A 26656-nucleotide genomic window follows, 5' to 3' on the forward strand; every position below is an offset into this window, starting at 1 on the left:
TGCCGGATAGACCAATTGCGAAATTCTGCAATTGGTTAGATGCTGTGTTCGTCGTGCTCGCAAGCAAGGAAGTCGAGGGGCCATGTCGGTTCCGCTGTACCAGGCGAAGGCCGAGTTCTTCCGGATGCTCGGGCACCCCGTACGGATCCGGGTGCTGGAGCTGTTGCAGGACGGACCGCTGCCGGTGCGGGAGCTGCTGGCCGCCATCGAGGTGGAGCCCTCCGGCCTGTCCCAGCATCTGGCGGTACTGCGCCGCTCGGGGATCGTCAGCTCCACCCGCGAGGGTTCGACCGTCGTCTACGAACTCGCGGGCGGTGACGTCGCCGACCTGATGAAGGCCGCGCGCCGCATCCTGACCGAGATGCTCGCCGGACGGAACGAGCTGCTGGCCGAGCTGCGGGAAACCCCGGTCACCGCCCGATGAGCACGGCGTCGAGTACGGCGTTCGCCCGGACGGTCCGGGGGCGGATCGCCTCGCTGCTGCCCTCCCGCTCCGATCTGACCCGGATGCGGCGTGATCCGCGCCGGGACCTGCTGGCCGGGCTCACCGTGGCGATCGTCGCGCTCCCCCTCGCCCTGGGCTTCGGGGTCTCCTCCGGGCTCGGCGCCGAGGCGGGCCTGGCCACCGCGGTGGTCGCCGGCGCGCTCGCGGCCCTGTTCGGCGGGTCCGATCTGCAGGTGTCGGGGCCGACCGGGGCGATGACCGTCGTCCTCGTACCGATCGTCGGCCGGTACGGGCCCACCGGTGTGCTCGCCGTCGGGCTGATGGCGGGTGTCATGCTCGTCACCCTGGCCGCGCTGCGGACCGGGAAGTACATGCAGTATGTGCCCGCCCCCGTGGTGGAGGGCTTCACCCTCGGCATCGCCTGCGTGATCGGGCTGCAGCAGGTCCCGAACGCGCTCGGCGTGTCCAGGCCCGAGGGCGACCGGGTGCTCGTCGTCACCTGGCGGGCGGTCGAGGAGTTCGCGAAGGCGCCGAACTGGACCGCCGTCGGCCTCGCGGTCGCCGTGGCCGCGGTCATGCTGGCCGGTGCCCGGTGGCGGCCGGCGGTCCCCTTCTCCGTCGTCGCCGTGATCGCCGCCACCGTCGTCGCGCAGGCCGCCCGCCTGGACTCGGCCGAGCCGATCGGCGGCCTGCCGTCGGGGCTGCCCGCGCCCTCCCTGTCCTTCCTCGACCTCGGCTCGCTCGGCTCCCTGTTCACCCCCGCCGTGGCGGTCGCCGCGCTGGCCGCCCTGGAGTCCCTGCTGTCGGCGTCGGTCGCGGACGGCATGACGGTCGGGCAGAAGCACGACCCGGACCGTGAGCTGTTCGGACAAGGCCTGGCCAACATCGCCGCCCCGCTGTTCGGCGGTGTACCGGCCACCGGGGCGATCGCCCGTACCGCGGTGAACGTGCGCACCGGAGCGAGCTCCCGGCTGGCCGCGTTCACGCACGCCGCCGTCCTCACGGTGATCGTCTTCGCGGCGGCACCCCTGGTGGCGAAGATCCCGCTGGCGGCGCTGGCGGGCGTCCTGCTGGCCACCGCGATCCGCATGGTCGAGGTCGGCTCACTGAAGGCGATGGCCAGGGCCACCCGGTCCGACGCCGTGATACTCGGCCTGACCGCGGTCGCGACCCTCGTCCTCGACCTCGTCCACGCCGTCATCATCGGCCTGGTCGTCGCCGGCGCCCTCGCCCTGCGCGCCGTGGCCAAGCAGGCCCGCCTGGACCAGATGCCCCTCGACCGGGGCGACCACAGCGCCGAGGAGCACGCGCTGCTCGCCGAGCACATCGTGGCGTACCGGATCGACGGGCCGCTGTTCTTCGCCGCCGCGCACCGCTTCCTGCTCGAACTGACCGAGGTCGCGGACGTACGGGTCGTCGTGCTGCGCATGTCCCGGGTGTCCACGATGGACGCGACCGGCGCCCTCGTCCTCAAGGACGCCGTCGAGAAGCTGAACCGGCGCGGCATCCTCGTCCTGGCCTCCGGCATACGCCCGGGCCAGCGCCAGGTCCTCGAATCCGTCGGCGCCCTCGAACTGCTGCGGCACGAGGGCCGGGACCACGCCACCACGCCCGAGGCCCTCCGGGCCGCACGGAACCACCTGGAGCACGCCGGAGTCCTGCCCGCCCAGCCCGCCCCGGAGGCATGAGCCGATGGAGGCGGAAGCCCTGCCGCTGCGGCATGTGCTCACCCTGCCCGCCGTGTCGGCGGCGGTGCGCACCGCCCGGGAGACGACGGAACAGGTCCTGACGGAATGGGGGATCGGGCTGCGGCACCCCACCGTGGGCCCGGCCCTGCTGATCCTGAGCGAACTGGTGACCAACGGCGTCCGGCACGCCGCCGTGCTCTCCCCGCAGCTCACCGTGGTCTACGCGGCGAGCCGGGACTGCCTGGCCTTCGCCGTCCACGACCGTCACCCCTACCAGCCCCAGCTGTACGGCGCCCTGGCCGACACCAGGACCGGCGGGCTGGCCACCGTCATGGAGCTCACCCTCGGGCTGGGCGGCACCGCAGTCGTGCGCCCACACGCCGACGGCAAGGGGAAGGGCATCTGGATCACCTTGCCCCTGTGACCCCGGACCGCAGCCCCTCGCCGCCACCGCACAAGGAAGTTCCGCGGCGCCGGCCCGCCGAAGGCCGGCCCGCGTGACCCCCGCACGACATCCGTATCGGCTCACTGAATGAAAGAGACTGTTCCCATGAGCGAAAACCTCCCTTCTTGCCCCGAATGCTCCGGTGCGTACGCCTACGAGATGGGCGCACTCCTCGTCTGTCCCGAATGCGGCCACGAGTGGTCGACGTCCGAGGGATCGGCCGACGTGGGCGGGGACCGGGTGATCAGGGACGCGGTCGGCAACGTGCTGGCCGACGGCGACACCGTGACCGTGGTGAAGACGCTCAAGGTCAAGGGCAGCCCGACCGGCATCAAGGCGGGCACGAAGGTGCGCGGCATCCGGCTCGTCGACGGCGTGGACGGCCACGACATCGACTGCAAGGTCGACGGGTTCGGCGCCATGCAGCTGAAGTCCAGCGTGGTCAAGAAGGTCTGAACCGGAGCTCCCGGCACCCGTGCGGCCCGCCTCCTCGGTGCGGGTTCGGTTCTGCCGGTGCCGCGCGCGAGGATGGGTCGCATGTTCGTGACGAGTGGGTGGATGCGATGGCGAGTGGTCCGGCCGGTGGGACCGTGCCGCGCCGGGGAGGGGACGGCACGGTGAGTACGCCGCTCTACCAGATGAAGGCCGAGTTCTTCAAAACGCTCGGTCACCCGGCCCGCATCCGCGTCCTGGAACTGCTCAGCCGGCGCGAGCACTCGGTCGCGGAGATGCTGCCCGAGGTGGGGATCGAGCCCGCGCACCTGTCCCAGCAACTGGCCGTGCTGCGGCGGGCCAACCTGGTGCGGACCCGCAAGGAGGGCTCGAACGTGTACTACTCGCTGACCAGCCCGGAGGTGGCGGAACTGTTGCGGGTGGCGCGCACGATCCTGTCGGGCGTGCTGACGGGACAGGCGGAACTGCTCGCCGACCTGAAGGCGGCCCAGTCGGAGGGGAAGCAGCCGTAGCGCCGGCCCGGCGCTCGCGCCCACAGGAACGCGGGCCGCTCGCGCAAAAGACCCCTCCAACCGCGTTTCCGCAGGTCAGAGGGGTCATACAGTGTGGAGCCTAGGGGAGTCGAACCCCTGACATCCGCCATGCAAAGACGGCGCTCTACCAACTGAGCTAAGGCCCCGGAAAGGGAAGCGTCAGCCGGATCTTGCGTTCCGGCGGGCGCCGCAGACCAGAGTACCGGGTCACCCCCCGTATCCCGCAAAAAGATTGGGGGTCCCCGCGGATGACCACTCTCCGTAAGATGCTCGTCGTGGTTCGCTACAGCGAACCGCGGATTTTTTGGGGAAGCGATGGGGAGACGCAATGGACGCCGCACAGCAGGAAGCGACCGCGAGAGCGCGGGAGCTGCAGCGGAACTGGTACGGGGAGCCGTTGGGGGCGCTCTTCCGTAAGCTCATCGACGATCTCGGGCTCAACCAGGCCCGTCTCGCGGCGGTTCTGGGCCTGTCGGCCCCGATGCTGTCGCAGCTGATGAGCGGCCAGCGCGCCAAGATCGGCAATCCCGCGGTGGTCCAGCGGGTGCAACTGCTGCAGGAGCTGGCGGCACAGGTCGCGGACGGCAGCGTCAGCGCGGCCGAGGCGACCGACCGGATGGACGAGATCAAGAAGTCCCAGGGGGGATCCGTGCTCAGCAACACCACGCAGACCACGAGCGGTTCGGGGGCACCGACGGTCAAGCGCGTGGTGCGAGAGATCCAGTCGCTGCTGCGCTCGGTGGCCGCTGCCGGCGACATCATCGAGGCCGCCGACACTCTCGCCCCGAGCCACCCCGAACTGGCAGAGTTCCTCCGGGTCTACGGCGCCGGCCGCACCTCGGACGCGGTCGCGCACTACCAGTCCCACCAGAACTGACCCCGGGGCCCGGTTCCTCGGAGGGGGTCCGGGGCCGGGCCCAGGGGCGTAAGGGGGGATGCAGGGGGCACAGGGGGTAGAGGGGGTAGAGGGGGAACGCGAGGCTAGGGGGAGGAGCGGCGGACTGCCATGGGTGAGGTCTTCGCCGGCCGGTACGAGCTGGCCGACCCGATCGGGCGTGGCGGCGCGGGCGCCGTGTGGCGTGCCTGGGACCACCGGCGCCGGCGCTATGTGGCCGCCAAGGTGCTCCAGCAGCGCGACGCCCACTCACTGCTGCGCTTCGTACGGGAACAGGCGCTGCGCATCGACCACCCCCATGTCCTCGCCCCGGCCAGCTGGGCCGCCGACGACGACAAGGTCCTGTTCACCATGGATCTGGTCGGGGGCGGCTCGTTGGTCCACCTCGTCGGCGACTACGGACCACTGCCGCCGGCATACGTGTGCCTCCTGCTCGACCAGCTCCTGTCGGGGCTCGCCGCGGTGCACGCGGAAGGGGTCGTCCACCGGGACATCAAGCCCGCCAACCTGCTGCTCGAAGCCACCGGCACCGGCCGGCCGCGGCTCAGACTGTCCGACTTCGGCATCGCCATGCGGTTCGGGGAACCCCGGCTGACGGAGACCAACCTCGTGGTGGGCACGCCCGGTTACCTGGCGCCCGAGCAGATGCTGGGCGCCGACCCGGACTTCCCCGCCGACCTGTTCGCCGTGGGCCTGGTCGCCCTGTATTTGCTCGAAGGTGCCAAGCCCGACGCCAAGGCGCTGGTGCAGTACTTCGCGGAACACGGAACTCCCGGCCCGCCCAAGGGAGTTCCCGAGCCGCTCTGGCAGGTCGTCGCCACCCTGCTCCAGCCCGATCCGACGGCCCGTTTCCGCACCGCCACGGGAGCACGCAAGGCGCTCGCCTCCGCCGCCGAACTCCTGCCGGAGCCCGGCCCCGACGACGAGTTGATCGAGATCTTCGACCAACTCGGGCCGCTGCCCTCAGGGTTCGGCCCCGACGGCCCGCTCGAGCGGGCGTCCGGAGACCGGGTACGGGAAGCACAATCGGCCACGGACTCCGACAGCACCGAGGCACCGGCAGCCGACCCCCGCCCGAGCGACAGCGACTCGCAGCACTCCGCGCTTCCCGCGATGTCGGACACCGGCAGTTTCCACCTCCCGCCCCCACAGCCGACCCCGAGTCCCCAGCCGTACGCCCGGCAGGCACACCCCGGCGCCCAGCACGGCCTGCCCCCCGCCCCGGCAACCCCTCCGCCCCCGGTCCCTCAGGCGCAGCCGCTCGTCGACACCTCCACCGCTTCGTACACCGCGCAGGACCCGCGGGTTCCGCCTCCCGTGCGGCCGGCGGGAACACCCCGCGCGCGCGGCCGCCGGGGCCGCCGCGCCGCCCGCCGCCCCGGCCCCCCGGCCAAGGCGGCGATCCCGATCCTGCTTCTGGCGCTGGCCTGCTACGCCGTGGGCTTCTGGGCGCTGACCCGCGTCTGAGCCCGCCGGGCAGCCACGGTCCACACGCCCAGCACCAACAGCAGCGCGGTCCCGGTACCGATCCCCCCGACGGCGAGCGCCCGCATCGCGGTGTCACCGCCGCCCGTGCTCCCGGTCGCCGCCGCCTCCCGGTCCTGTTCCGTGATCGTGAAGACGTCGTCCGGTACGGGGCGCCCGGCGTACCCGGGCCCGCCCTGGGCCTGCCCGTCGAGCCGTACCCGCAGCGTCACGTCGAACGGCCCCTGCCCGAAGGTGTCGGCCATCTGCTCGCTGAGGTGCACGACCAGGTAGTAGTCACCGGCGAAGCGCATCGCGTTCTCCCCGGTGAACACGGCGTACCGGTTGGCGTACGAGACCGGCGGCAGCGGTGCGAGGGCGACGGGCTTCCGGGTGCCGGTGTAGCCGAGGGAGGCGTCGTCGACGAGCCCGCGGACCGGGTTGTAGAGCGACAGGTTCAGAGCGCCGCCGACATAGCCGTGGCCGCTCGTGGAGCCGGCCAGTTCGGCGACCGCGTGCACCCGGCGACCCCAGTCGACCGGCACCTTGTAGAAGAGGGTCCGCCCCGGAGTGATGCGGGTCCGCCAGACCCCTTCGCCCAGCAGCCGGGCGGTGGTGAAGCCGGTGCCGCCGGTCCGGTCGCGGGGGTCGCCGGCGAGCGGCTCGGGGGAGGCGGAGTCCCAGGCCCGGGGCGCGGTGGTGGGCCCGGCCTTCGCCAGGCGGGGTTCCGTGACCGGCTTGATCTCCAGGTCCCATGGCTGTGTCTGGCCCGCCGTACCGGAGTCGACGCGTTCCACGAGCACGTAGTACGTCCCCGCGCCCGGGCACAGCGTCCGGCCGGGCTCGCGCGCGGCCAGGGCCGTGACCGGACGGGGGCTCAGTGCGGCACCGAAGCGGGCGGAGGCGTTGGAGCAGGAGCCGCCTCCGGCGTCCCGGACCGAGACACGGATGCCGTCGGTGGCCGTGACCGTGGCGTGGGCGGGGGGTACGGCGGTGACCGGGACGTACGCCGTGGTGGTCGCGGTGGCGAGGTCGAGGCGGTAGAAGCGCCTGCCGTTGCTGGGAAGCGAACTGCGGTAGGTCCGGCCTGGCTCCAGCCGTGGGGCGTCGGCGGGGCTCGTCGCGCCGGTGACCGGCAGGGCATCCGGAGCGAAGGCGTAGGTCCCCGGATCGCCGGCTGCCGCGATCCCGCCCGGCAGCGCGGCCACGGCGCTGAGGACGGCGGTCACGACAGCCGCCCGGCCACCCCGCCGCCACCACGTCGTACGCCCTCGCCCCCGCACGTGCCACCCCTCCGCCGCCGCGTACCCGACCGTGGCCCATCCTGCCCCGGGCGCCCCTGCGCCATCCGTGGAATCCGTACGGCCGTCCGAAACACCCGCCCCGTGAGTCCCCGTGCCTCCGCGCCCCGCAGGAACGCGTACACCACCCGTCGAGGGCCCGCAACACGAGCCGTGCCGGGGGATCCGCCCGGACAACACAAAACCCCGACCGCGCAGGCGGCCGGGGTCTGATCAGATTCTGGATCGGTACTCACGAACCCGTGGGCACGGAGTCAGTCGCCTCCGTCCACAGATCCTGCTCGGCGCGATCCGCCTGGATCTGGCGGTACACGAGGAGCCCGCCGATGGCGGCCAGTGCGACCAGGAGCAGCTTCTTCACCGCGCGACCTCGTCTTTCTTTGACGTAGGGGACCTCTGCCGCCCGACTATACACACCGACCGATATCGATCGGTGACCTGCGTCGGCCCCCAACTCCCGCCCCCGGCAGCGCAATAGACCAGGTCGGCGCCGCTCCGATCGGAGGGTGATCACACCCCCACAGACCGTGACTTTGCTCCCCCTTCGCACTCCCTCACCTGGTTTTGGCGGTTTTCCGACCTTCTTACGCCCATCCGAGTGGTGTTCATCGGAACATCGACGCGCCACAGGCGGAGGTCCACCACTTCGCGAACCTCATACACATCATGAGGAAAGTACGCAAATCGCCCAACCCGAAAGTGAGGGGCCATGACCCAGAACAAGGTCATGAAGCTGTGGACCGCCATCGTCACCGCCTTCTTCGCGCTGTGCACGGCGCTCGGACTCGCCACCGCCACCACCGCGACGGCCGCACCCCGGACCGAGAGCCCGCGGGCCACCACCGCGCAGCGGACGATCCCGACGATCCCGGCGATGCACCACTGGTCCTGGTCCCATGGCAAGTCACTGCCCCCCACGATGAAGCAACGGATCCGGGCCGAGGCCCACGGAAAGTCCCCCAGCTGCCGGCACCGCCCCGTCGACGAGACGGAAGCGCAGACCGACCCGGCGGACCAGTCCACGGCACCCCTCGACTGCTGAGCCGCACGGCAGCACGCAGGACCGCAGACGTTTCGACATGACGGCGACTTGCGTACGCACCAGTCGACACGGACAGACCCCCGGCCGGGCCCGGCCGGGGGTCTCGCGCGTTTCACGGGACCACGACCGCCAGGTCGTCAGGTCCGCTTCAGGAGTCGTAGCCTGGACGCGTGCCCAGGGCCTACGAGGAGATCGCGGACGACAGGCCGCACGGGCGCGACACGTTCGTACGGCGTCCGCGCACCCGGGTGGTGCGCGACAGCGGCCGTCACCAGTGGGAGAAGGACCGGGCCCGGCAGCCCCGGACCACCCGGGCCGCGACCGGCGCCACGGAGCACGACAGCGGTCTGGTGCCGGCCGACCTCGTCTTCCTGGCGCGCTACCGCACGATCGAGGCACCCGGACCGCTCGCCGAGGTCTTCGGCGTGCCGGAGGGGACAACGCTCCTCGAACGCAGCTACCGCACGCGGTGCGCGGCGGAGACGGCCCCCTTCAGCCTCGTCACCTCCTATCTCCTGCACGCCGTGGCGGCGGCCAACCCCGACCTCCTGGACGTGTCCAACGAGCCCTGGCCCGGCGGCACCCACCACCAGCTCGCCACCGTGGGTGTGGAGATCGACCGCGTCGAGGAACGTTTCACCGCGCGTCCGCCGACCCCGGAGGAGACCCGGGAGCTGGAGCTGCCGGCCGGCACGGCGGTGATCCTGCTCCGGAAGACCTCGTACGACACCCGCGGCCGGGCCGTGGACGTCTCCGACGTCGTTCTTCCCGGCGACCGTACGGAACTGCTCTTCACCACTCGTCTGGAAAGGTGGTGAATGCCGCCGTGCCCCGGCGCATCACCGTAGTCACCGCTGTCCACGCCCCGTCCGCCCGCTTCCTGCCGGAGGCCTACAAGTCCCTGTGCGAGCAGTGGCTTCCGGACGGCTGGGAGTGGGACTGGGTGATCCAGGAGGACGGCACGACGGACGCGGTCCGCCCGTACGTCCCGCACGACGAGCGGGTGGGCTTCCGACAGGGCCGGCCGGGCGGGCCCGGTATCGCCCGCACGATCGCGCTGGCGCACGCCGCCGGGGAGTACGTGAAGGTCCTGGACGCCGACGACCAGCTCCCGCCCGGCACCCTCGCCCGCGACCTGGCCGTGCTGGAGGAGGACCGCACGATCGGCTGGACGACCTCCCGGGTCCTGGACCTGCTGCCCGACGGCTCCACGGCCGGCTTCCCCGGCGACCCGGACGACGGCCCGGTCGAGCGCGGGGCCGTCCTCCGCTTCTGGAAGGAGAACGGGTTCCGGGCCCAGGTGCATCCGGCGACGCTCTGCGTCCGCCGGGACCTGCTGACGGCCCTGGGCGGCTGGATGGCCCTGCCCGCCTCCGAGGACACGGGACTGCTGCTGGCGCTGAACGCGGTCAGCCGCGGCTGGTTCTCCGCCGAGGTGGGGCTGCTGTACCGGAAGTGGGAGGGGCAGGCGACCGGACAGGCCTCGCATGTCGACCCGGCCGAGCGGGAGGCGCGCATGGCCGTGGCGGAGGCAAGGGCGCGGGCGCTGGCGGACTTCGGGTGGACGTACCCCGCCGGTGGCTGACCGGGGCCCGCTCCGTCTCATCCGGTGAGCACGATGGCCTGCGAGGGGCACTTCTCGGCCGCCTCGCGCACCTGTGGATCGTCCCCGGACTCTTCCCGGCCGGGCCGGACCACGCCGTACTCGTCCTCGAACGCGAACACGGACGGGGCCCGGTGCGCGCACTCGGCGGAGCCGTAGCACACGGCACGGTCGACGGAGACCTTCATACGTCCTCCAGCCTCGACTGACTTTCAGGACGTCACTGCCCTGCGGGCCGCCCGGTGAACCGGTGGATCCTAGCCGCGCTGCGGCGCGCCCGCGGCGGCGAGCCAGTGGGCGACCCGGCGGACCGTCGGTTCGTCGAGCCGGTCGACCAGCGCCCGCACCGCCTCGGCGTCCTCGGGGGAGAGGTCGTACAGCCCCGCCTTGCTCAGACCTGCCATGAGCACCTGGTGGCGGCGGTCCGACATGCGCTCGGCGAGCTTGGCCGGCTCGTCGGGGTGTGCCGGGGACGGCTCGGGCGCGGACGGCCTGGCGGCCGGGGTGTCGAACCGGTGCCAGGCGCCGTCCTGCGGGCCCCACACCGCGACCGTCACCTCGTCTCCGCGCGCGCGTACGGTCTGGGCCATGTCTCCCACGGCGTACAGCACGGGGGTTCGGTCGGGGGACTCCGCGCCCAGCCGCCAGGAGGCCTGGGAGGGCTGGTAGAACATCGCGACCCAGCGCGGGGTACCGGGAGGTTGCGGGCAATCGGGACGATTCACCATGGCACTCACCCCTTCGGGAACGGCAGGCGGGCCGACCTTAGCTGACGGACCGTCAGGTTTCCAGGGCGATCCGCGGCACGCTTCTGGCCTCTTCGCGGCCGGCATGGCACCCTGCCCGCGCCCCGTCCCGACAGCACACGGAGCCGTCTCGGCAGAGGGAGACCGAAGATGAGCGGACTCGAAGAGGCAGTGACCGCAACCGCGGCGTCGGCGGCGCTGAGAAAGATCCACGCCGACCGCGCCCGCAGCGCGTACGACCGTGCCGCCGCCACCTGCCGCCATGCGGGCATCACCCAGGAGGCCGCCCAGCTCGTGCCGACGAGCCCCGTCGGCAGGGCCGCGGCCGCGCTGCGGCTGTCGGCCGGATCGCTCGACGCGCTGGCGGCGAGTGCGCCCGATCCCGCGGCGGACGCCCGCTGCGCCCGCAACGCCGCCGCGGCGGCCGCCCTGGCGGCCCAGGTGGCCGCCTCGCGCGACACCGCCGGCGCCGCCCCGGCCCTGCGCGCCGCCCTGACCGCCTCCCAGGCGGCGGCAACCGCCGCGGGCGGCACGGCACCCGGCCGGAACGCGGCACTGAACGCCACGGCCGACGAGGCCGAACACCATGCAGTCGCCGCCGCCCGCGCGGCGGGGTGGATCGTCTAGAAGGCAGGCGTCCAGGAGGTACCGGTACCCGACCCGTCCGGCACCGGCCCCTCCCCACGTGCGGGCCGGTGCCGAACGGAGCGGATGTCGTCGGTCCGTGCCGCGTCGGCGTGTCGGCACGGACCGAAGTGCATGTCCGTGATGTCGCTGGATGCCGTCGATGTCGCCGGCGCTCTCGGAGAAGTTGACCGAGAACGTTCGGCGCCCTGGGTGTCTTTCCGAGCGCTGAGCCGGTGGCCTGTCCGGACGGTGTGTGATGCGGCGGACACCGCGTCGTGATCCTGCCATTTGTCGTCCACGACGAGGAGGTTCCGGTCTCCGGACCCCGGTGTAACCGCAGGTCAGCCGTATAGGGTGAGTTTTCCGGTCCGGACGTCCAGACACGGTGGGAGTAAGGGGTGGGACCTTGGGTTCCGACTCAGGGGCACGCGTGGCCTTCGCCGAGCGTCTCGCGCTGCTCTACAAGGAGGCGGGCAACCCTCCCCTCAAGAGCGTGTCCGAGGCGGTCGTACGACTGCAGCGCGTGGACGAGCGCGGGCGCCCCGTGCGGGTGTCCGCCCAGCGCATCAGCGACTGGCGGCGCGCCAAGAACGTACCGGCCCAGTTCGCCGCCCTCGCGGCCGTCCTGCAGATCCTGATCCCGGAGGCCCGGCGCGCCCGGCCCGTTCCCGTCTCCAGTGGCCTGTACGACCTCGCACAGTGGCAGCGCCTGTGGGAGCGCGCGCTGGCCGACCCGGCCGGCGAGCGCCCCGCGGCGCCCCCGGAGGAGAACCGACAGGCGACGGCCGAGGCCCCGCCCGTCGCCGGCGGTGTGTGCCCCTACCGGGGACTGGCCCCCTACCGCCAGGAGGACGCCCGCTGGTTCTTCGGGCGGGAGCGGAGCACGGAGGCCCTCGTGGCCCAGCTGCGCGCGGCGGAACGGTCGGGCGGCCTGATCATGCTCGTCGGTGCCTCGGGGGCCGGGAAGTCGTCGCTGCTGAACGCCGGTCTGGTGCCCGCGGTGGAGAGCGGCGCGCTCGGGGACGGCGGCGGTCGGCCGAGCGCCGTGCTCCAGCTCGTGCCGGGCGCCGATCCGCTCGGCGAGCTGACCCGCCGCATCCCGGAACTCACCACCCTGGCCGCGAAGGCGCGGCAGGCCGAGGAGGACGCCGCGGAGAACCCGGCGGCGCCGGGATCCGACGCCCCGCACTTCGCCGAGGCGGTACGCGAGGCGGTCACGGCGTGGGCGCGCCGGGAGACACCCCCGGACGTGTCGGTCACCCCGGACGGCTCTGGCGGGGCCACGTCCGGCGACGCCTCGACGGCCACCCCTGCGGACGCGTCACCGGCGACCCGCCCGGTGATCATCGTCGACCAGTTCGAAGAGACCTTCACCCTCTGCCCCGACGAGCCCAACCGCCGTACCTTCCTCCAGTTCCTGCACGCGGCCTGCACCCCGCCCGCGGACTCGCCCGGCCCCGCGCCCGTCGTCGTGGTCCTCGGAATCCGCGCCGACTTCTACGAGCAGTGCCTCGTCTATCCGGAACTGGCCGACGCGCTGCAGCACCGGCACATGGTGCTCGGGCCGCTGACCACGGCCGAGCTGCGCGAGGCGGTGACCGGACCCGCCAAGGCCGTGGGACTGGAGCTGGAGCCGGGGCTGGCCGAGCTGATCGTGCGGGAGGTGAGCGCCGACGGCCCGCGCGGCGCACACGACGCCGGAGTGCTCCCACTCCTCTCCCACGCCCTGCTCGCCACCTGGCAGCGCCGCAAGTCGGGGCGGCTGACCCTGGCCGGCTACCGCGCGGCCGGCGGCATCCAGGGCGCGGTCGCGGCGACCGCCGAGCGCGCCTGGTCCAGCCTCGACCCCGCCGCCCGCACGGCCGCCCGGCTGCTCCTGCTGCGGCTCGTCCGGCTGGGCGAGGACACCCAGGCCACACGCAGGCGCGGCACACGGCGTCAGCTGGCGCAGGAGTCGGCGGACCCCGGCAAGACCGAGGAGTCGCTCGAAACCCTGGTCCGCGCCCGGCTGGTGACCCTCGACGCGGAGACCGTGGAGATCACCCACGAGGCGCTGCTGCACGCCTGGCCACGGCTGCGCCACTGGATCGACGAGGACCGCAGCGACCATCTGGTGCGCCAGCGGCTGGAGGAGGACGGCCGCGCCTGGGAGGCCTCGGACCGGGACAGCTCGCTGCTCTACCGCGGCTCGCGCCTGGAGCAGGCCCGCGGCTGGGCGAAGTCCGCCGGGGACACCTACCTGACCCGCAGCGCGGTGCAGTTCCTGGCCGCCTCCGTCCGGCTGCGCAAGCGGACGGTCCTGATCAGCCGCGGGGCCGTGGCGGCGCTGGTCGTCCTCGCCGTGCTGGCCGCCGGTTCGGCGGTGGTGGCGTGGCAGCAGCGGGACGACGCCGTGTTCGAACAGGTGCTCGCGGAGGCGGACCGGGTCCAGCACACCGACCCCTCGCTGGCCGCCCAGCTCGACCTGGTGGCCCACCGCCTGCGGCCGGGCGACGAGGGGACGTACAGCCGCCTCATCTCGATCGTGAACGCGCCCCTGGCCACCCCCCTGCTCGGCCACACCGGCGCCGTCTACCTCACCTCCTTCAGCCCCGACGGCAAGACACTGGCCACAGCCAGCTACGACCGGACCGTCCGCCTGTGGAACGTGGCCGACCGCAGCCGCCCCAAGCCACTCGGCAAGCCCCTCACCGGACACACCAGCTGGGTGAGCAGCGCGGTCTTCAGCCCGGACGGACACACCCTGGCCAGTGCCGGGGACGACGGCACCATCCGGCTCTGGGACGTGCGCGACCCCGCCCACCCGGTACCGCTGGGCCGGCCCCTGACCGGCCACACGGGCACGATCTACCTGGTCGCCTTCAGCCCCGACGGACACACGCTGGCCTCCGCGAGCGAGGACCGCACCGTCCGGCTGTGGAACGTGGCCGACCCGAGCCGGCCCAAGCCGCTGCGCACGCTGGGCGGCCACACGGCGGCGGTGCGCTGCGTGGCGTTCAGCCCCGACGGGCGCACACTCGCGGCGGGCGGCGACGACGACACGATCCGACTGTGGAACACCGCCGATCCGGGGCACGCCAAGGCCCTGCCCACGGTGCTGAGCGGCCACACGGACATCGTCCACTCGGTGGCCTTCAGCCCCGACGGGCACACGCTCGCCAGCGGCAGCGCGGACGACACCCTCCGGCTGTGGGACGTGTCCGACCCCGCGCACGCGGCACCGATCGGCTCACCCCTCACCGGGCACACCGGCCCCATCTGGTCGGTGGCCTTCAGCCCCGACGGCGGCCGGCTCGCCGCGGCGAGCGCGGACAGCACGGCGAGCCTGTGGAACGTCAGCGATCCGGCATCCCCGTCACAGATCGGCGCGCCGCTCGCGGGCAGCAGCGGCGAGATGTTCGCGCTGGGGTTCAGCCCCGACGGCCGCACCCTCGCCACCGGCAGCGGTGACAGCAAGGTCCGTCTGTGGTCGGTACCGACACGGGACATGATCGGCCGCAGTGGGGCCTTCCGCCCGGACGGCAAGATACTGGCCACGGCCGCGCGCGACGGCAGGGTCCGGCTGTGGAACGTGGCGGCGCCCGACCGGCCCGTGGCGCTGGGCAAGCGGTTCATGCGCGCCGACGGCGGCCACCGTTCGATGATGTTCTCCCCCAACGGCCGCACCCTCGCCGTACTGAACGGGACGGGGACGCTGTACCTGTGGAACGTCACCGATCCGGCCCGTCCGGTCCCCGCCGGGCCGCCCATCGCGCTGCGCACCCGCTTCGCGGGCTTCCACACGGTGGCGTACAGCCCGGACGGCCACACCCTGGCCACCGCCTACGAGGACCGCACCATCCAGCTGTGGAACGTCACCGACCCCTCCCGTACCGTCCCGCTCGGCAAGCCGCTCACCGGCCACCGGGGTTACGTCAACGCCCTCGCCTTCAGCCAGGACGGGCACACTCTCGCCAGCGGCAGCGCGGACCTCACCATCCGGTTGTGGAACGTGACCGACCCCGGCCACGTCACCCGGATCGGGCATCCGCTCACCGGTCACTCCGGCCCCGTCAACGCCCTCGCCTACAGCCCCGACGGTCGCACCCTCGTCAGCGGCAGCGACGACGACACCGTACGGCTGTGGAACGTCACCGACCCCCGGGCGGCGACCGCTCTCGGCTCCCCCCTCACCGGCCACACCGAGGCAGTCACCTCGCTGACGTTCAGCGCGGACGGCCAGACCCTGGCGAGCGGCGGCGACGACAACACGGTCCGGCTCTGGAACCTCACCCACCCTTCGTCGGCCACTCCCATCGGCCAGTCGATGAGCCCCTACGCCAAGACGGGCAACTGGCTGTCCTTCAGCCCCGACAGCCACGTCCTCGGGGTGTCCAGCGGCGCCGACACGATCCGCCTGTGGCGCCTGGACGCCGACGCGTCCATCCAGCACATCTGCTCGGTGACCAGGGACGTTCTGACCCCGCAGAGGTGGCACGAGTACCTCCCGCGCCTGTCGTACGACCCTCCGTGCGCCGACTGACCGATCAAGATCAGCCAACTACCCCAACCAACAGGCCCGTTATCTCCCGCAAGCGGCTCAACCTTGTTACCCTTGGCCATAGCCCGATCGCTGGTGCATCCCCCGTCGCCAGCGGTCGGGCCTTTTTTCGTACCGTGAAGCGGAAGCCGTGCGTTCCGCGAGGGTTCCGCAGGGTCGACCAACCGGCCCTGCGTGCTGGGCACCCGCTGGCCGGGCCTGCACGGTCGCCATCACGGTGGTACGGGCACAGGATGGAGATAACGGACCCCACAGCGACTCGGCCGTTCGCCGGGACGCGGCAGCCGGAAGGAGGCGCGACGTCATGCCCCAGTTCATGGATGTCCATCACGGGATGAACGGCATCACGGCCGACCAGCTGAAGCAGGCCCACGGGGCCGATCTCGCCATCGAGAAGGAAGAGGGCGTCCACTTCGAGAAGACCTGGGCGGACCCGGAGTCCGGCACTGTCTACTGCCTCTCTGAGGCCCCCTCCGCTGAAGCGGTCCAGCGCATCCACGAACGCGCTGGTCACCGGGCCGACGAGATCCACCAGGTCCCCCTGACTGCGTGAACAAAGCCCTCCGCCCACGAGAACCGCAGGCCTGGGGGCTCGTGCCACTTTTTTCCTGCCCGCGGTCTTGTCGGGGAAGAGAGTGCAGAGCAGTGAGAGTTGGCCCGCCCGATGGTTCCGTGACCGGAAAGCCCGGCAACAAAAGACCCCCGGACCAATGATCCGGGGGTCTTTTCGCTGGTGGGGCTAACAGGATTTGAACCTGTGGCCTCATCCTTATCAGGTCGATCACTGGGAGTCGGTAAGGTCGGCCAACCGACCGCTCTCCTTGGCCGACCGTCCGTTGCCATTCGGCGTCGGTCGGCGCTGTCCGCACCTGTTGGTGTCAGCCGTTGGTGTCAGTCGACCGAACCCCTCTTGACAGATTTCCTGTCAGTTCTTCTGGAAGGGGCGCAGCTGAGAAACTGTCCTCGTGATGGACAAGGCTGGTGGAGCTCGAGGTCAAACGGTGCACCCTGGAAAGTACGCCCGCGTCGAGAGGGAGAGACGATTCCTGCTAACTGAGCCTCCAACGGCATCATCAGTGACCGCCACCCGTGTGATCACCGATCGGTATCTGGTGGGAACACGTCTGCGGCTGCGACGTGCCGATTTCTCGGACGGCGGCTGCGAGCTCAAGCTGACCCAGAAGGTGCCGATGCGTCGTTCGGGCGCCGTTCAGGGCCTGATCACGAATACGTACTTGTCGTCGAACGAGTACGACCTGCTTGCCTCACTGCCAGCTGCGGTGCTCTCCAAGACGCGTTCCAGCGTGCCGCCCCTGGGCGTCGATGTCTTCGGCGGCCACCTCCAGGGCCTGATCCTCGCAGAGGCTGAGTTCACCACCGATGAGGAGGCGCAGTCCTTCGTCCCCCCTCCAGAATGCGTGGCAGAGGTGACCCACGATCTCCGCTTCACCGGAGGGCGCCTTGTTGAGGCATCTCGCCAAGACGTACTCGAATGGTTGAGCGAGTACGGGCTTCGCCCGGAGTGACATCTGACGCAAACGCTCGCCACCCGCATAAGCCAAAGCCGTCCCCCAGCTCCCATCCCGTCCGCCGTCGACCCACACACCGTGGAGCGGACGTGGTTCAGGGCGTCAAGGTGGAGCGCGCCACTGTACGAACGACCTTGACGCCCTGGGCCGCGTCCGCTCGGCTCTGCCTGGGTCGACGGCGGACGGGATGGGAGCTCCCCGCGCACGCCACTACGGACCCGCAGCCGGAAGCGGCGCCCCCTCCATCCCGGTGCCGGCCGATCCCCCGCCGGAGGCACTGTTCTGACCGTGGCCGTGATGTGCGGTGATCGACTCATGGCCACCGGCCTTATCCACCTGTGGGCGCGCGTCGGCGCAGCCCGCGCGGAGCGGGCCGAAGGCAGGAGCGTCGCGCGGAGCGGAGCCGGGAGCGTGCCCGGCGGAGCGGAGCGCAGCCGGGGCTTGATGAGGTAGAGAAACCTGTAACAGGCCGGGATCTTCGGTCGAAGATCAATCGCTCATAAGCGGGGCCAGCTTGCGGCCAAACGTGGTTGGGATGTGCGGCGCCTTGTCGCGTACGGCGTCCGTGATGCGGATCGCGTAGACCTCGGCCATCGCCGTCAGGGCCTGACTGCCTGGCGCTGAGCCGGTCCTAGATGGCGGCCTGATCGGTGGGAATGAGACGGCTAGTGAAGCCCTCGCGGCACAGGCGCTCGTACGCCTCCAGCACGTCGTCGGGCACAGCCTGACTGATCATGAATCCGCGCCCGGGGTAGATCAGCAAGCGCTGAAGCGCACCCACCAACATGTCGATGACCAGGCGGGCATCCCCGATGGAATCCACGTACTCCTCAAGCGTCATCGGCGTGGAGGCGCTGACGAACTCCACCTCAGGCCACTCCTTGCGGGCCGTGGCGTATGCGCGTCGCTCCTCGTACGGCTTGCTGATCAAGAGCACGGAGGACACATCCACTCCGGCCTCTTCCAGTACGGCCTTGGAGAAGCGGATGTTCTCGGCGGTGTTGCGGGCGTGCGGCTCGACAAGGACTGCGGAGCTGGGCACGCCGAGTTCAAGGGCTCGCTCGCGGTAGTGGACCGCCTCGCCCCTCGGCATGCGTTCCTGGGTTGTGGGGCTAGTGGCTCCGGTGAACACAAGCAGGGGCACCAGACCGCGCCTGTAGAGATCTACCGCCGTATCGGCCACACCCAGGTCGTGGCTGCCAAGTCCGATCGCAACCGAGCACGGCCGCAGGGTGTGGCCCATCTGGTGGTAGTCCCACAGGCGTCGCGTGTCGGCCCATGCCTGTGTCGAGATCATCACTGCCCCTTCTCGTCCTTCGCGGAGTCCGGCACCTTGAAGTCGTACTCCCACGCGAACCGCGACGCCGCGTGTACCCCGATGGCGAACTCGACCACTGTGTCAGAGGCCGTGTACGTCGTCCGATGCAACTCGACGACGGGTTCGCCCGGCGGCAGCTGTAGCAGCTTCACTTCATCGGGAGTCGGAGCCCTGGCGAAAAGCTCCTCCTTCATGTGGTCGATCTCGTACCCCGCGTCGTACAGCACCCGGAAGCCGCCGCCGCGGCCGGCCGGTCCGGGAGTCGGGTCTACGATGCGTGTCCCCTCGACGTGCTCGGGCCGGTAGTAGCTGGTCAGGGTGTGGGTCGGCTGGTCGCCTTCCTTCACGAGGCGTGCTCGTGCGTACACCTGTGCACCTTCAGGTAGACCATGCGCGGCTGCGACCGCTGGTGGGGCTTCCACCAGGCTGACGGTCTGGGTCTGCTCGTTCCGCCGGTAGCTACGCCCAGAGGCCACGCGGTCCGCGATGAACGCCACCTCGTCGCCATCCCGCCACTTGGCCTTGTCGTACCGGGCGATCCCGAGTCGCTTGAGCGGAACTCGCTCCCGCACGACGGTGCCGTGCCCACGAGACGAGGTCACCAGCCCTTCGGCCTCAAGAGCCTTGTAAGCCGCGTGGACGGTGGACTTGGAGCCCTCGCCCGCTGCAACCAACTCTCTGATCTGCGGCAACTGCTGGCCGGGGGCGTATTCACCTCGCTTGATCTGCTCAGCCAGCTTGTCCGCCAGCTCTCGCCACTTGGGCGTCATCGCGTGACTCCTCTCGATAGGTCCAGTACAGCACAGTCCCAGGACTGTTGACAGTCCCAGGACTGCGTGCCACAGCCTCCTTAAGCCGCTCGCAGTCCTGGGACTGCGACAGGAGAGGGTCTAGTTTGCGCTGCCCTCACACACCAACTCAGGGAGTGCTCCATGCCGTCCTTCAAGATCGACACGTCGACTGCCGTGGTGTTCGTGGCGACCGCGCCGACGCCGAAGCTGGCCAACGCCAAGACCGGTGAGCGGGCGATGGACCGGGAGACCGGCGCCGCCCTGTCGACGGTGGGCCTGCTGGTCTCGGATGAGGGTGAGGGAAACCTCTACCAGGTCACCATCCCGGAGACCGGTTATCCGGAGGGCTTGGCCCCGGGAATGCCCGTGAAGGTCATCGGCCTCAAGGCCCGTGACTGGGAGAACGAGTTCAACGGCCAGAAGCGCCACGGCATCTCGTTCCGCGCGGCCGCGATCACCTCGGCGGCCTGACCATGACCGATCTGTCCATGGTGCTGGAAGCCACAGGTGCTCTCGCAGGGGTCGGGGGTCTCGGCTACGCGAAGGTGCGGGCGCCGCGCGTGTACTGGTCTCTGGTCGGGCTGCCGGTCACCTGGGGCCGGTTCACCTTCACGTACCGCTCGACGATGGACGTGTGCGGGCTGACGGTACAGCCCTCGCGGATGCGGGCCTTCCTCGCCCGGAACGTGGCTCGTCGTGAGGTGTTGCCGGTCCCGCCGAAGGTCCGCCGCGTCCGTGGCACGTCGACCGGGCTTCGGGTGACACTGCGGCTTCCCGCCGGCCTGGAACCCGCCGATTTGATGGCCGCCTCCGAGCGGCTGCGGCATGCCTGGGGTGTGCACTCGGTCACCATCGCCGAGACCAAGCCGGGTTACGTCGAGCTGCGGATGACTGGCTATGACGTGCTGGGTCAGGTCAGGCTGCCGCGCGGGGCTCGCCCTGAGGGGCTGGCGGTGCCTGTGGCGCTGCGGGAGGACGGGACAGCTTTCGTCCGGGACTACCGCCAGGTGCCCATGGCGCTGACTCTGGGCGCCAACAGCTCGGGCAAGTCGGTGTATCAGCGGAACCTGGTCAAGGGGTTGGCGCGGCTGCCGGTGGCGCTGGTCGGGATCGACTGCAAGCGCGGTGTCGAGCACTCCGCCTATGCGCCTCGGCTGTCGGCTCTGGTCACCACCCCGGACGACTCGGCCTCGCTGCTGGATGTGCTGGTGGGGGAGATGGAGTCCCGCTTCGACCTGCTGAGTACGCATGGCGTCTCGGACATGTGGGACCTGCCCGAACGGTTGCGGCCGGTGCCCGTCGTCGTCCTGGTCGACGAGGTGGCCGAGTTGTTCCTGATCTCCTCGAAGAAGGACGAGGAGCGGCGGGAGCGGATCGTCACCGCGTTGATCCGGCTGGCGCAGATGGCCCGCGCGGTCGGGATCTACCTGGAGGTGTGCGGCCAGCGCTTCGGCTCCGAGCTGGGCAAGGGCGCCACCATGCTCCGCGCCCAGCTCACCGGCCGCGTCGTGCACCGCGTCAACGACAAGCAGACCGCCGAAATGGGCCTCGCCGACGTAGCCCCGGATGCCGTAGCGGCCGCCAGCCTCATCCCCGCCGAACGCCCCGGCACCGCCGTGGCGGCCGACTCCTCCGGCGGCTGGGCGAAGATCCGCACCCCCCACACGTCCCGCGATGAGGCGAAGGCGGCGTGCCGGGACTTCGCCCACCTGGTCCCGGACCTTCCCGCCCTGGACCGGTTCCGGCCGCACGTGCCCGCTGACGCCCCGAAGACGGGCCCGTCGCTGGTCAAGCCACGGCCGGTCACGGAGTAGGGGGATCGCCATGAATCGCTCGCTGCGCCCTGATGCCGTCCTCATCCAAGCCGTGATCGCCGGTGCTTTGTCCTTCGCGCACTTGCACGACTTGGCGGCGGCGGCCGGACAGTCGGGCTGGAAGGCGTGGGCCTATCCGGTCTCGGTCGACCTGTTGCTGGTTGCCGCCTGGCGTCGGCTGCGCGCCGGCCGGGACCGGTCCTCGTGGACCTGGTTCGCCATCGCCTTGGCGGCATCGCTCGGCGCCAACGTCGCCACTGCCGGACTCCTCAACTTGCACCAGGTGCCCGCCTGGCTGCGCATCCTCGTCGCCGGATGGCCCGCACTCGCCTTCCTCGGCGGCACCCTCCTCGTCCATGCCCCCGCCCCGGCTGCCGTGGAGCCGGAGCCGGACGAACAACCGTCCGCTCCGGACGTCGAGTTGCATCGCGTCCCCGCACCAGAACCGGTGCCCCCGGCCCCGGCCCCGGCTCCGGAACTGACCCCGGCGCCTGTGAAGCCTCCGGCCGCCGCGGCCGTTCCGCCGGCACTGCTCGACCACGCCCGTTCAATCGCCGACGCACACCGCACCAGCACCGGTGAGCAGATCACCGCCGACGCACTCACCGCCCGGCTCGGCCTGCCCGCCCCGACCTGCCAAGCCATCGCCGCCCAACTCCAGCTCACCTGACAACCAGGGAGGTCCACCCGTGCGCCCGAACCGCTTCTACAACGTGATCCGCATCGGCCCGGTCGAGGTCGGCACCTACAACAACGGCCGGGGCCAGACCAAGCACACCGCCGCCTGCACCGCCCCCGGCTGCGGCTTCTCCACCGAACACCGCGACCGCTCCGCCGCCGAACTCGCCGCCCGCACCCACCGCTGCACCGCCTGACAGGAGGAAGAGACCGTGTTCACACCGAAGTACCCGCCCCAGGACACCGCCGCCGCATCGGCACCGGTCACCGCTCAAGTCCCGGCGGCTCAGGCCCCGGCCCCCGTCGTCCCCGCGCCGGTCTCCCAGCGGCCGACCATTCAGCTGACCCCGGGCAGCGCGCTCGCCCTCGCGGCCGGTGGCGGCGCCGTCGTCCTCGTCGTCGGCGCGGTCCTGGTCTCCATGCTCCTGGCCGTCGCCATCACCGGCGTCTCCGTCGCCCTGGTCGCGGTCGTCCTGCGCCTGCTCCTCAAGGACCTGCACAACCACCGCTGAACGGCCCCCGGAGCGGCCTCGGTCGCCAAACTTCCGCCGCTCCGGGTGCCTTCCCACCTTCCAGATCCAACGGACCCGAAAGGCAAGCCCATGATGCCCCAGCACACGCCGCCCGCGCGGATCTGCCGCGACTGCGACGGCTTCGCCGCCGTCGCCATCACCACCGGCAGCCGCCACTGTGACGGTACCCGCGTCACCCTCCGCGTGACCTGCCCGGCCTGCAAGGGTTCGGGCACCGCGTCTGCCGCCCGCCTCGCCCGCGTCGGGAGGTGACCGCTGCCATGAGGACGCTCACTACCTCCGCCCACATGGAGCCGGACACCACCGCCCGCCTGAGCGTGTTCGCCCCCACGCCCGAGGACGAAGGCTTCGTCAGCCTCCGTGTCGGAGGCGAGTTCGTCGACATTGCGCTGATCGCCCGTCCGGGCACTGCCGACGCCCTGCGCGTCCTGGCCCGCGTCGCCGAGGAAGCCGCCGCAGTCCTCGACCAGCTCGCCGACACCGCTCTGGAGGGTTCCGCGTGACCGATGCCGCCACGATGGCGGGCCTGGACCCGGCCACCCTCGCCGACGTGCTGAGGCTGGCCGGGTCCACCGGCTTCGACCGCATCCAAGACCAGATCCGCCGCACCGGCGGCTGCACCGACCCGATCCGCCTGACGGGCACCACCGTCACCCGCGACGCGGCCACCGGCCACGTTCTGCACTCCTACTCGACCGACACCGAACCCGGCGGTGTCCTCCGCGTGGCCTGCGGCAACCGGCGGGCCTCACGCTGCCCGTCCTGCGCCTGGACCTACGCGGGCGACACCTACCACCTCATCCGCGCCGGCCTCGTCGGCGACCCCGCCAAGGGCACCCCCGAGACGATCCGCGACCACCCCCGCGTGTTCGCCACCCTCACAGCGCCCTCGTTCGGCCCGGTCCACAACCGGCCCGGCAACCGGCCGTGCCGCTGCGGCACCCACCACCAGGAGGACGCCCCCGAACTCGGCACCCCGCTCGACCCTGAGTCGTATGACTACGTCGGCGCGGTGCTGTGGAACAACCACGCCTCCGACCTGTGGCGCTACTTCACGATCTACCTGCGCCGCGAGATCGCCAAGCGGGCCGGGCTCACCCAGAAAGCCGCACACGAGCAGTCCCGCGTGTCCTTCGGCAAGGTCGCCGAGTACCAAAAGCGCGGAGCCGTCCACTTCCACGCCGTCATCCGCTTCGACGGCCCCGAAGGACCCGACTCACCACCCCCGCCCTGGGCCACCCTCGGACTCCTCACCGACGCCATCCAGGCCGCCGCTGACCGCGTCGCCGTCGACGTGCCCCCAGCCGGAGACCAACCCGCCCGCACCCTCCGATGGGGCGAGCAGATCGACGTACGGCCTATCCGAGCCTTCGGAGACGGTGCCGAGATCACCGAACAGGCCGTCGCCTCCTACGTCGCCAAGTACGCCACCAAAGCCGCCGAGACCACCGGCACCGTAGACCGGCGCATCGGCAACAAGGAGGCCCTGGCCCTCCTGGGCGTGCCCGACCACCCGGCCCGACTCATCGCGGCCTGCCTCGACCTGCACCCGCTCTACCCGGACCGGAAGCTCCGCGACTGGGCCCACATGCTCGGCTTCCGCGGCCACTTCTCCACCAAGTCCCGCCGCTACTCCACCACCCTCGGCGCCCTCCGCCAGGTCCGCGCCGACTACCGCGCCACCCAGCAAGGCCAAGCGCTCGGCCTGCCCGGCCCCGACGAGGAAGCGACCACGCTCACCCTCGCCCACTGGACCTACGCCGGTCACGGCCACACCCCCGGCGAATCCTGGCTCGCCGCCAACATCCGCCGCGACATCCAGCACAACCGCGAGATCGCCCGCGAAGAGCTACACGCCTCGAACGCCCTGGAAGGAGCCGACGCATGACCACTGCCGCCCCTGTCCTGCTGACCGTGCCCGAGGTCATGGCGCGGCTGAAGCTGGGCCGGACCAAGGTCTACGACCTGATCCGTACGCACCGCCTCACGTCCATCAAGGTCGACGGGTGCCGGCGCATCCCGGACCAGGCGCTGCACGACTTCATCAGGGCTCAGATCGGGGAGGCTGCCTGATGGCGAAGCGTCGGCCCAATGGTGGCGGCACGATCGCCAAGCGGTCCGATGGCCGGTACCAAGGTGCCGCGTACGTGACCGACACGGACGGCAACCGGGTGCGTAAGTACGTGTACGGCCGGACCTGGGACGAAGCCAACGAGAAGCTCGGCAAGCTTCAGGACCAGGAGCGCAACGGCATCCCGGTGCCGTCCCGGTCCTGGACGCTCGGCGAGTGGCTGGCCTACTGGCTGGAGCACATCGTCGCTCCGGAGCGCGAGCACAACACGTACGTCAAGTACGAGTCCAAGGTGAGGCTCTACCTCGTCCCTCACCTCAGTAAGAAGCCCCTGGTAAAGCTCACTCCGGCTCAGATCCGTGTCTTCATGGCCACGCTGGCGCGGGAGAAGGTCGGGGCCTCCGCCCGCTTCGAGGTCCTCCGCGTCCTCCGAAACGCGCTCAACCGGGCCATGCGTGAGGAGCTGGTCACGCGCAACGTCGCCCTGCTGGTCGACATGCCCAAGGTGACCAAGGACAAGGGCATGGCGTGGAACGCACGAGAGGCGATCGAGTTCCTTCGCTCCGTTCGCGCTCACCGCCTCTACGCGGCCTGCGTCCTCGTCCTGGTCCTCGGCCTCCGCCGCAGCGAGGTGCTCGGCCTGCGCTGGCAGGACGTCGACTTCGAGGCCGGCCACTTCACCCCGGTCAAGCAGGTGCAGCGGGTCAAGGGTTCGGGCCTCGTCCTGAAGGACCTCAAGACGGAGTCTTCCCAGGCCGTGCTCCCGCTCCCAGAGTTCTGCGCTCGCGTCCTGGAGGAGCGCCGGGAGCTCCAAGAGCTGGAGCGGAAGATTGCCGGTGACTGCTGGTCCCAGGAGCCGAATCAGGATCTGATCTTCTCCTCCGAGCACGGCGGCATGATCGACCCGGTCGGCTTCTCCCGGACCTTTGACCGCCTCGTCAAGAGGGCCGGTGTGCGGCGAATCACGGTCCGGCTCGCCCGCCATACCTGCGGCACCCTGCTCGCCTTCCTGAAGGTGCACCCCAAGGTCGCTCAGGCGATCCTGCGGCACAGTCAGATCAGCATGACCATGGACGTCTACACGCACGTTGTGGGCGACAGTGAGAGGGAAGCAGTGAGCCTGCTGGCCGAGCTTCTGGAAGACCCGCTCATCGGCTGATGTCAGCCATGGATGTCAAAGACCCCCAGCCGTTGCCGACTGGGGGTCTTTTCGCTGGTGGGGCTAACAGGATTTGAACCTGTGGCCTCATCCTTATCAGGGATGCGCTCTAACCAACTGAGCTATAGCCCCGCCGCGCTCTGCGGTGTGTGTCCCGCGCGCTGACTCCTGAAGATTAGCGCACGAGGGCGGCAGTCCCAAAATCGGTTGTCGGGGGACTGCCAGGAGAGCCCGGCAGGTGGGGTCACTCGTCCTCGGCCAGCGTCAGTTCGATGCCGCCCACGAAGCCCGCGGAGAGGTTGTAGATGAACGCGCCGAGGGTGGCCAGCGCGGTCGCGAGGACCACGTCGATCACCGCGATGATCGACGTGAACGTCAGGACGTGCGGGAGCGAGAGGAAGGCCTGGAGGTCGAAGCCGTTCGCCTCGTTGGAGCCGGTGGCCTCCGAGATCGTGCCGCCGACCGTGGAGAACACGCCCATCGCGTCCATGACCATCCACAGCACCGCCGAGGCGACGATCGTGCAGATGCCCAGCGCGATGGAGAGCAGGAAGCTGACCTTCATCACCGACCACGGGTCGGCCTTGGCGACCCGCAGCCGGGCCTTGCGGGTGCGCGGCGCCGTCTTCGCACCGGTGCGCGGCCGGCGCACCGCCCCGGCGGGAGCCTGCGCCGGATAGGCCTGCGGCGGGTGGTAGGGCTCCGCGGACTCGGGGCGCCGCTCACCGGGCAGCGGGGACGCCTGCTGCCGCTCGGCGGAGCCGGACTGGGTCTTCGGGCCGCGGGTGTCCGTCACAGTTCCCCCCTGGGATCCATCCGTGTCGGGCGAGGGCGAGTCGGCCGTGCCTGCCTCGATCTTGCGCAGTTGGGTCGTGTGCGGGTCCGCCGCACGCGCGGCGGAGCCACGGCCGCCGCCGTCCGTTTCCGTACCCACAGAGGTACCGGCCGATCCCGCGCCCGTGGCTCCGCTCACGATGACTC

31 protein-coding genes and 2 tRNA genes are annotated in these 26656 nt (G+C 71.1%); 24 read left to right on the forward strand and 9 right to left on the reverse strand.

Annotated elements, in window-relative coordinates:
- The first annotated feature begins 82 nt into the window (after positions 1 to 82).
- The 5 genes from ACIF83_RS27420 (at position 83) to ACIF83_RS27440 (ending at position 3543) form a co-directional block, all read left to right on the forward strand.
- Complete coding sequence (locus ACIF83_RS27420) at positions 83 to 424, forward strand: ArsR/SmtB family transcription factor (RefSeq protein ID WP_393474812.1); 342 nt, start codon at positions 83 to 85, stop codon at positions 422 to 424.
- Positions 421 to 2133, forward strand: a complete 1713-nt coding sequence (locus ACIF83_RS27425) for a SulP family inorganic anion transporter (RefSeq protein ID WP_398138745.1) — start codon at positions 421 to 423, stop codon at positions 2131 to 2133. Before ACIF83_RS27420 ends, ACIF83_RS27425 begins: the two co-directional genes overlap by 4 nt.
- A gap of 4 nt (positions 2134 to 2137) precedes the next feature.
- The gene (locus tag ACIF83_RS27430; protein ID WP_399730806.1) at positions 2138 to 2557 is read left to right on the forward strand and encodes an ATP-binding protein; all 420 of its coding nucleotides are present in this window, start codon (positions 2138 to 2140) and stop codon (positions 2555 to 2557) included.
- A 126-nt stretch (positions 2558 to 2683) separates the two neighbouring features.
- The gene (locus tag ACIF83_RS27435) at positions 2684 to 3034 is read left to right on the forward strand and encodes a zinc ribbon domain-containing protein YjdM (RefSeq protein ID WP_393474804.1); all 351 of its coding nucleotides are present in this window, start codon (positions 2684 to 2686) and stop codon (positions 3032 to 3034) included.
- 161 nt (positions 3035 to 3195) lie between these two features.
- Positions 3196 to 3543 (forward strand): ArsR/SmtB family transcription factor, encoded by a 348-nt coding sequence (locus ACIF83_RS27440; RefSeq protein WP_393474801.1) that lies wholly within the window; start codon positions 3196 to 3198, stop codon positions 3541 to 3543.
- A gap of 94 nt (positions 3544 to 3637) precedes the next feature.
- Here the strand turns inward: ACIF83_RS27440 and ACIF83_RS27445 are convergent.
- Positions 3638 to 3710 (reverse strand) — tRNA-Ala (locus ACIF83_RS27445).
- A gap of 182 nt (positions 3711 to 3892) precedes the next feature.
- Between ACIF83_RS27445 and ACIF83_RS27450 the strand changes: the two genes are divergently transcribed.
- Together ACIF83_RS27450 and ACIF83_RS27455 are read left to right on the forward strand one after the other, a co-directional pair.
- Positions 3893 to 4441 (forward strand): helix-turn-helix domain-containing protein, encoded by a 549-nt coding sequence (locus ACIF83_RS27450; RefSeq protein WP_393474798.1) that lies wholly within the window; start codon positions 3893 to 3895, stop codon positions 4439 to 4441.
- A 129-nt stretch (positions 4442 to 4570) separates the two neighbouring features.
- Positions 4571 to 5926 (forward strand): serine/threonine-protein kinase, encoded by a 1356-nt coding sequence (locus tag ACIF83_RS27455; protein ID WP_399730811.1) that lies wholly within the window; start codon positions 4571 to 4573, stop codon positions 5924 to 5926.
- Here ACIF83_RS27455 and ACIF83_RS27460 read toward each other — a convergent pair.
- Positions 5890 to 7152 (reverse strand): hypothetical protein, encoded by a 1263-nt coding sequence (locus ACIF83_RS27460; protein ID WP_399730814.1) that lies wholly within the window; start codon positions 7150 to 7152, stop codon positions 5890 to 5892. The two genes, ACIF83_RS27455 and ACIF83_RS27460, sit on opposite strands and share 37 nt — an antisense overlap.
- A gap of 304 nt (positions 7153 to 7456) precedes the next feature.
- Positions 7457 to 7585 carry a DLW-39 family protein gene (locus ACIF83_RS27465; RefSeq protein WP_003999697.1) on the reverse strand — a complete coding sequence of 43 codons (129 nt, stop codon included), beginning with the start codon at positions 7583 to 7585 and terminating at the stop codon, positions 7457 to 7459.
- A gap of 348 nt (positions 7586 to 7933) precedes the next feature.
- On the opposite strand from ACIF83_RS27465, the gene ACIF83_RS27470 reads away from it, so the two are divergent.
- The 3 genes from ACIF83_RS27470 (at position 7934) to ACIF83_RS27480 (ending at position 9851) form a co-directional block, all read left to right on the forward strand.
- Positions 7934 to 8266 (forward strand): DUF6344 domain-containing protein, encoded by a 333-nt coding sequence (locus ACIF83_RS27470; protein ID WP_393474789.1) that lies wholly within the window; start codon positions 7934 to 7936, stop codon positions 8264 to 8266.
- A gap of 170 nt (positions 8267 to 8436) precedes the next feature.
- The gene (locus tag ACIF83_RS27475) at positions 8437 to 9084 is read left to right on the forward strand and encodes a UTRA domain-containing protein (RefSeq protein ID WP_393474785.1); all 648 of its coding nucleotides are present in this window, start codon (positions 8437 to 8439) and stop codon (positions 9082 to 9084) included.
- Positions 9081 to 9851: a glycosyltransferase family 2 protein gene (locus ACIF83_RS27480; protein WP_399731211.1), complete on the forward strand. Its 771-nt coding sequence runs from the start codon at positions 9081 to 9083 to the stop codon at positions 9849 to 9851. Before ACIF83_RS27475 ends, ACIF83_RS27480 begins: the two co-directional genes overlap by 4 nt.
- A gap of 17 nt (positions 9852 to 9868) precedes the next feature.
- On the opposite strand, the gene ACIF83_RS27485 is transcribed toward ACIF83_RS27480, so the two are convergent.
- Positions 9869 to 10057, reverse strand: coding sequence for a ferredoxin (locus ACIF83_RS27485; RefSeq protein ID WP_393474779.1), 189 nt, complete (start codon positions 10055 to 10057; stop codon positions 9869 to 9871).
- Between the two features lie 69 nt (positions 10058 to 10126).
- Entirely contained in the window at positions 10127 to 10597 is a 471-nt protein-coding gene (locus ACIF83_RS27490) for a hypothetical protein (protein WP_393474776.1), read from the reverse strand.
- A 168-nt stretch (positions 10598 to 10765) separates the two neighbouring features.
- Between ACIF83_RS27490 and ACIF83_RS27495 the strand changes: the two genes are divergently transcribed.
- The 4 genes from ACIF83_RS27495 to ACIF83_RS27510 all read left to right on the forward strand — a co-directional run bounded on the left by ACIF83_RS27495 (position 10766) and on the right by ACIF83_RS27510 (position 17308).
- Entirely contained in the window at positions 10766 to 11242 is a 477-nt protein-coding gene (locus ACIF83_RS27495) for a hypothetical protein (protein ID WP_399730818.1), read from the forward strand.
- 406 nt (positions 11243 to 11648) lie between these two features.
- Positions 11649 to 15764, forward strand: a complete 4116-nt coding sequence (locus ACIF83_RS27500) for an AAA family ATPase (RefSeq protein WP_399730821.1) — start codon at positions 11649 to 11651, stop codon at positions 15762 to 15764.
- A 322-nt stretch (positions 15765 to 16086) separates the two neighbouring features.
- Positions 16087 to 16335: an SCO4226 family nickel-binding protein gene (locus tag ACIF83_RS27505; RefSeq protein WP_390772584.1), complete on the forward strand. Its 249-nt coding sequence runs from the start codon at positions 16087 to 16089 to the stop codon at positions 16333 to 16335.
- A 523-nt stretch (positions 16336 to 16858) separates the two neighbouring features.
- Positions 16859 to 17308, forward strand: a complete 450-nt coding sequence (locus ACIF83_RS27510) for a hypothetical protein (RefSeq protein WP_399730824.1) — start codon at positions 16859 to 16861, stop codon at positions 17306 to 17308.
- Between the two features lie 634 nt (positions 17309 to 17942).
- Here the strand turns inward: ACIF83_RS27510 and ACIF83_RS27515 are convergent.
- A complete protein-coding gene (locus ACIF83_RS27515) occupies positions 17943 to 18608 on the reverse strand; it encodes a YdcF family protein (protein WP_399730827.1) in 666 nt (221 codons plus the stop codon).
- Positions 18608 to 19399, reverse strand: coding sequence for a GntR family transcriptional regulator (locus tag ACIF83_RS27520; protein ID WP_399730830.1), 792 nt, complete (start codon positions 19397 to 19399; stop codon positions 18608 to 18610). The genes ACIF83_RS27515 and ACIF83_RS27520 overlap by 1 nt, the downstream gene beginning before the upstream one ends.
- A 162-nt stretch (positions 19400 to 19561) precedes the next feature.
- On the opposite strand from ACIF83_RS27520, the gene ACIF83_RS27525 reads away from it, so the two are divergent.
- The 10 genes from ACIF83_RS27525 (at position 19562) to ACIF83_RS27570 (ending at position 25675) form a co-directional block, all read left to right on the forward strand.
- Positions 19562 to 19891 (forward strand): hypothetical protein, encoded by a 330-nt coding sequence (locus tag ACIF83_RS27525; RefSeq protein WP_399730833.1) that lies wholly within the window; start codon positions 19562 to 19564, stop codon positions 19889 to 19891.
- Positions 19892 to 19893: 2 nt separating this feature from the next.
- Positions 19894 to 21234 carry an FtsK/SpoIIIE domain-containing protein gene (locus ACIF83_RS27530; protein WP_399730836.1) on the forward strand — a complete coding sequence of 447 codons (1341 nt, stop codon included), beginning with the start codon at positions 19894 to 19896 and terminating at the stop codon, positions 21232 to 21234.
- Positions 21235 to 21244: 10 nt separating this feature from the next.
- Positions 21245 to 21904 carry a DUF2637 domain-containing protein gene (locus ACIF83_RS27535; protein ID WP_399730839.1) on the forward strand — a complete coding sequence of 220 codons (660 nt, stop codon included), beginning with the start codon at positions 21245 to 21247 and terminating at the stop codon, positions 21902 to 21904.
- A gap of 19 nt (positions 21905 to 21923) precedes the next feature.
- Positions 21924 to 22109, forward strand: a complete 186-nt coding sequence (locus ACIF83_RS27540; protein WP_399730842.1) for a mobile element transfer protein — start codon at positions 21924 to 21926, stop codon at positions 22107 to 22109.
- Between the two features lie 15 nt (positions 22110 to 22124).
- Positions 22125 to 22424 (forward strand): SpdD protein, encoded by a 300-nt coding sequence (locus tag ACIF83_RS27545; RefSeq protein WP_399730845.1) that lies wholly within the window; start codon positions 22125 to 22127, stop codon positions 22422 to 22424.
- A 93-nt stretch (positions 22425 to 22517) separates the two neighbouring features.
- Positions 22518 to 22697 (forward strand): hypothetical protein, encoded by a 180-nt coding sequence (locus ACIF83_RS27550; RefSeq protein ID WP_399731214.1) that lies wholly within the window; start codon positions 22518 to 22520, stop codon positions 22695 to 22697.
- A gap of 8 nt (positions 22698 to 22705) precedes the next feature.
- Positions 22706 to 22948, forward strand: a complete 243-nt coding sequence (locus ACIF83_RS27555) for a hypothetical protein (RefSeq protein ID WP_399730848.1) — start codon at positions 22706 to 22708, stop codon at positions 22946 to 22948.
- The gene (gene repSA / locus ACIF83_RS27560; RefSeq protein ID WP_399730851.1) at positions 22945 to 24333 is read left to right on the forward strand and encodes a replication initiator protein RepSA; all 1389 of its coding nucleotides are present in this window, start codon (positions 22945 to 22947) and stop codon (positions 24331 to 24333) included. The genes ACIF83_RS27555 and repSA overlap by 4 nt, the downstream gene beginning before the upstream one ends.
- Positions 24330 to 24518, forward strand: coding sequence for a helix-turn-helix domain-containing protein (locus ACIF83_RS27565; protein WP_399730854.1), 189 nt, complete (start codon positions 24330 to 24332; stop codon positions 24516 to 24518). The genes repSA and ACIF83_RS27565 overlap by 4 nt, the downstream gene beginning before the upstream one ends.
- A 74-nt stretch (positions 24519 to 24592) precedes the next feature.
- Positions 24593 to 25675, forward strand: coding sequence for a tyrosine-type recombinase/integrase (locus ACIF83_RS27570; protein ID WP_399730857.1), 1083 nt, complete (start codon positions 24593 to 24595; stop codon positions 25673 to 25675).
- Between the two features lie 55 nt (positions 25676 to 25730).
- Here the strand turns inward: ACIF83_RS27570 and ACIF83_RS27575 are convergent.
- Positions 25731 to 25807 (reverse strand) — tRNA-Ile (locus ACIF83_RS27575).
- Between the two features lie 112 nt (positions 25808 to 25919).
- The gene (locus tag ACIF83_RS27580) at positions 25920 to 26648 is read right to left on the reverse strand and encodes a DUF3566 domain-containing protein (RefSeq protein ID WP_393474763.1); all 729 of its coding nucleotides are present in this window, start codon (positions 26646 to 26648) and stop codon (positions 25920 to 25922) included.
- Positions 26649 to 26656: the final 8 nt, after the last annotated feature.

The organism is Streptomyces sp. NPDC085866, from assembly GCF_044541035.1.
In the GTDB taxonomy this organism is placed as follows: domain Bacteria; phylum Actinomycetota; class Actinomycetes; order Streptomycetales; family Streptomycetaceae; genus Streptomyces.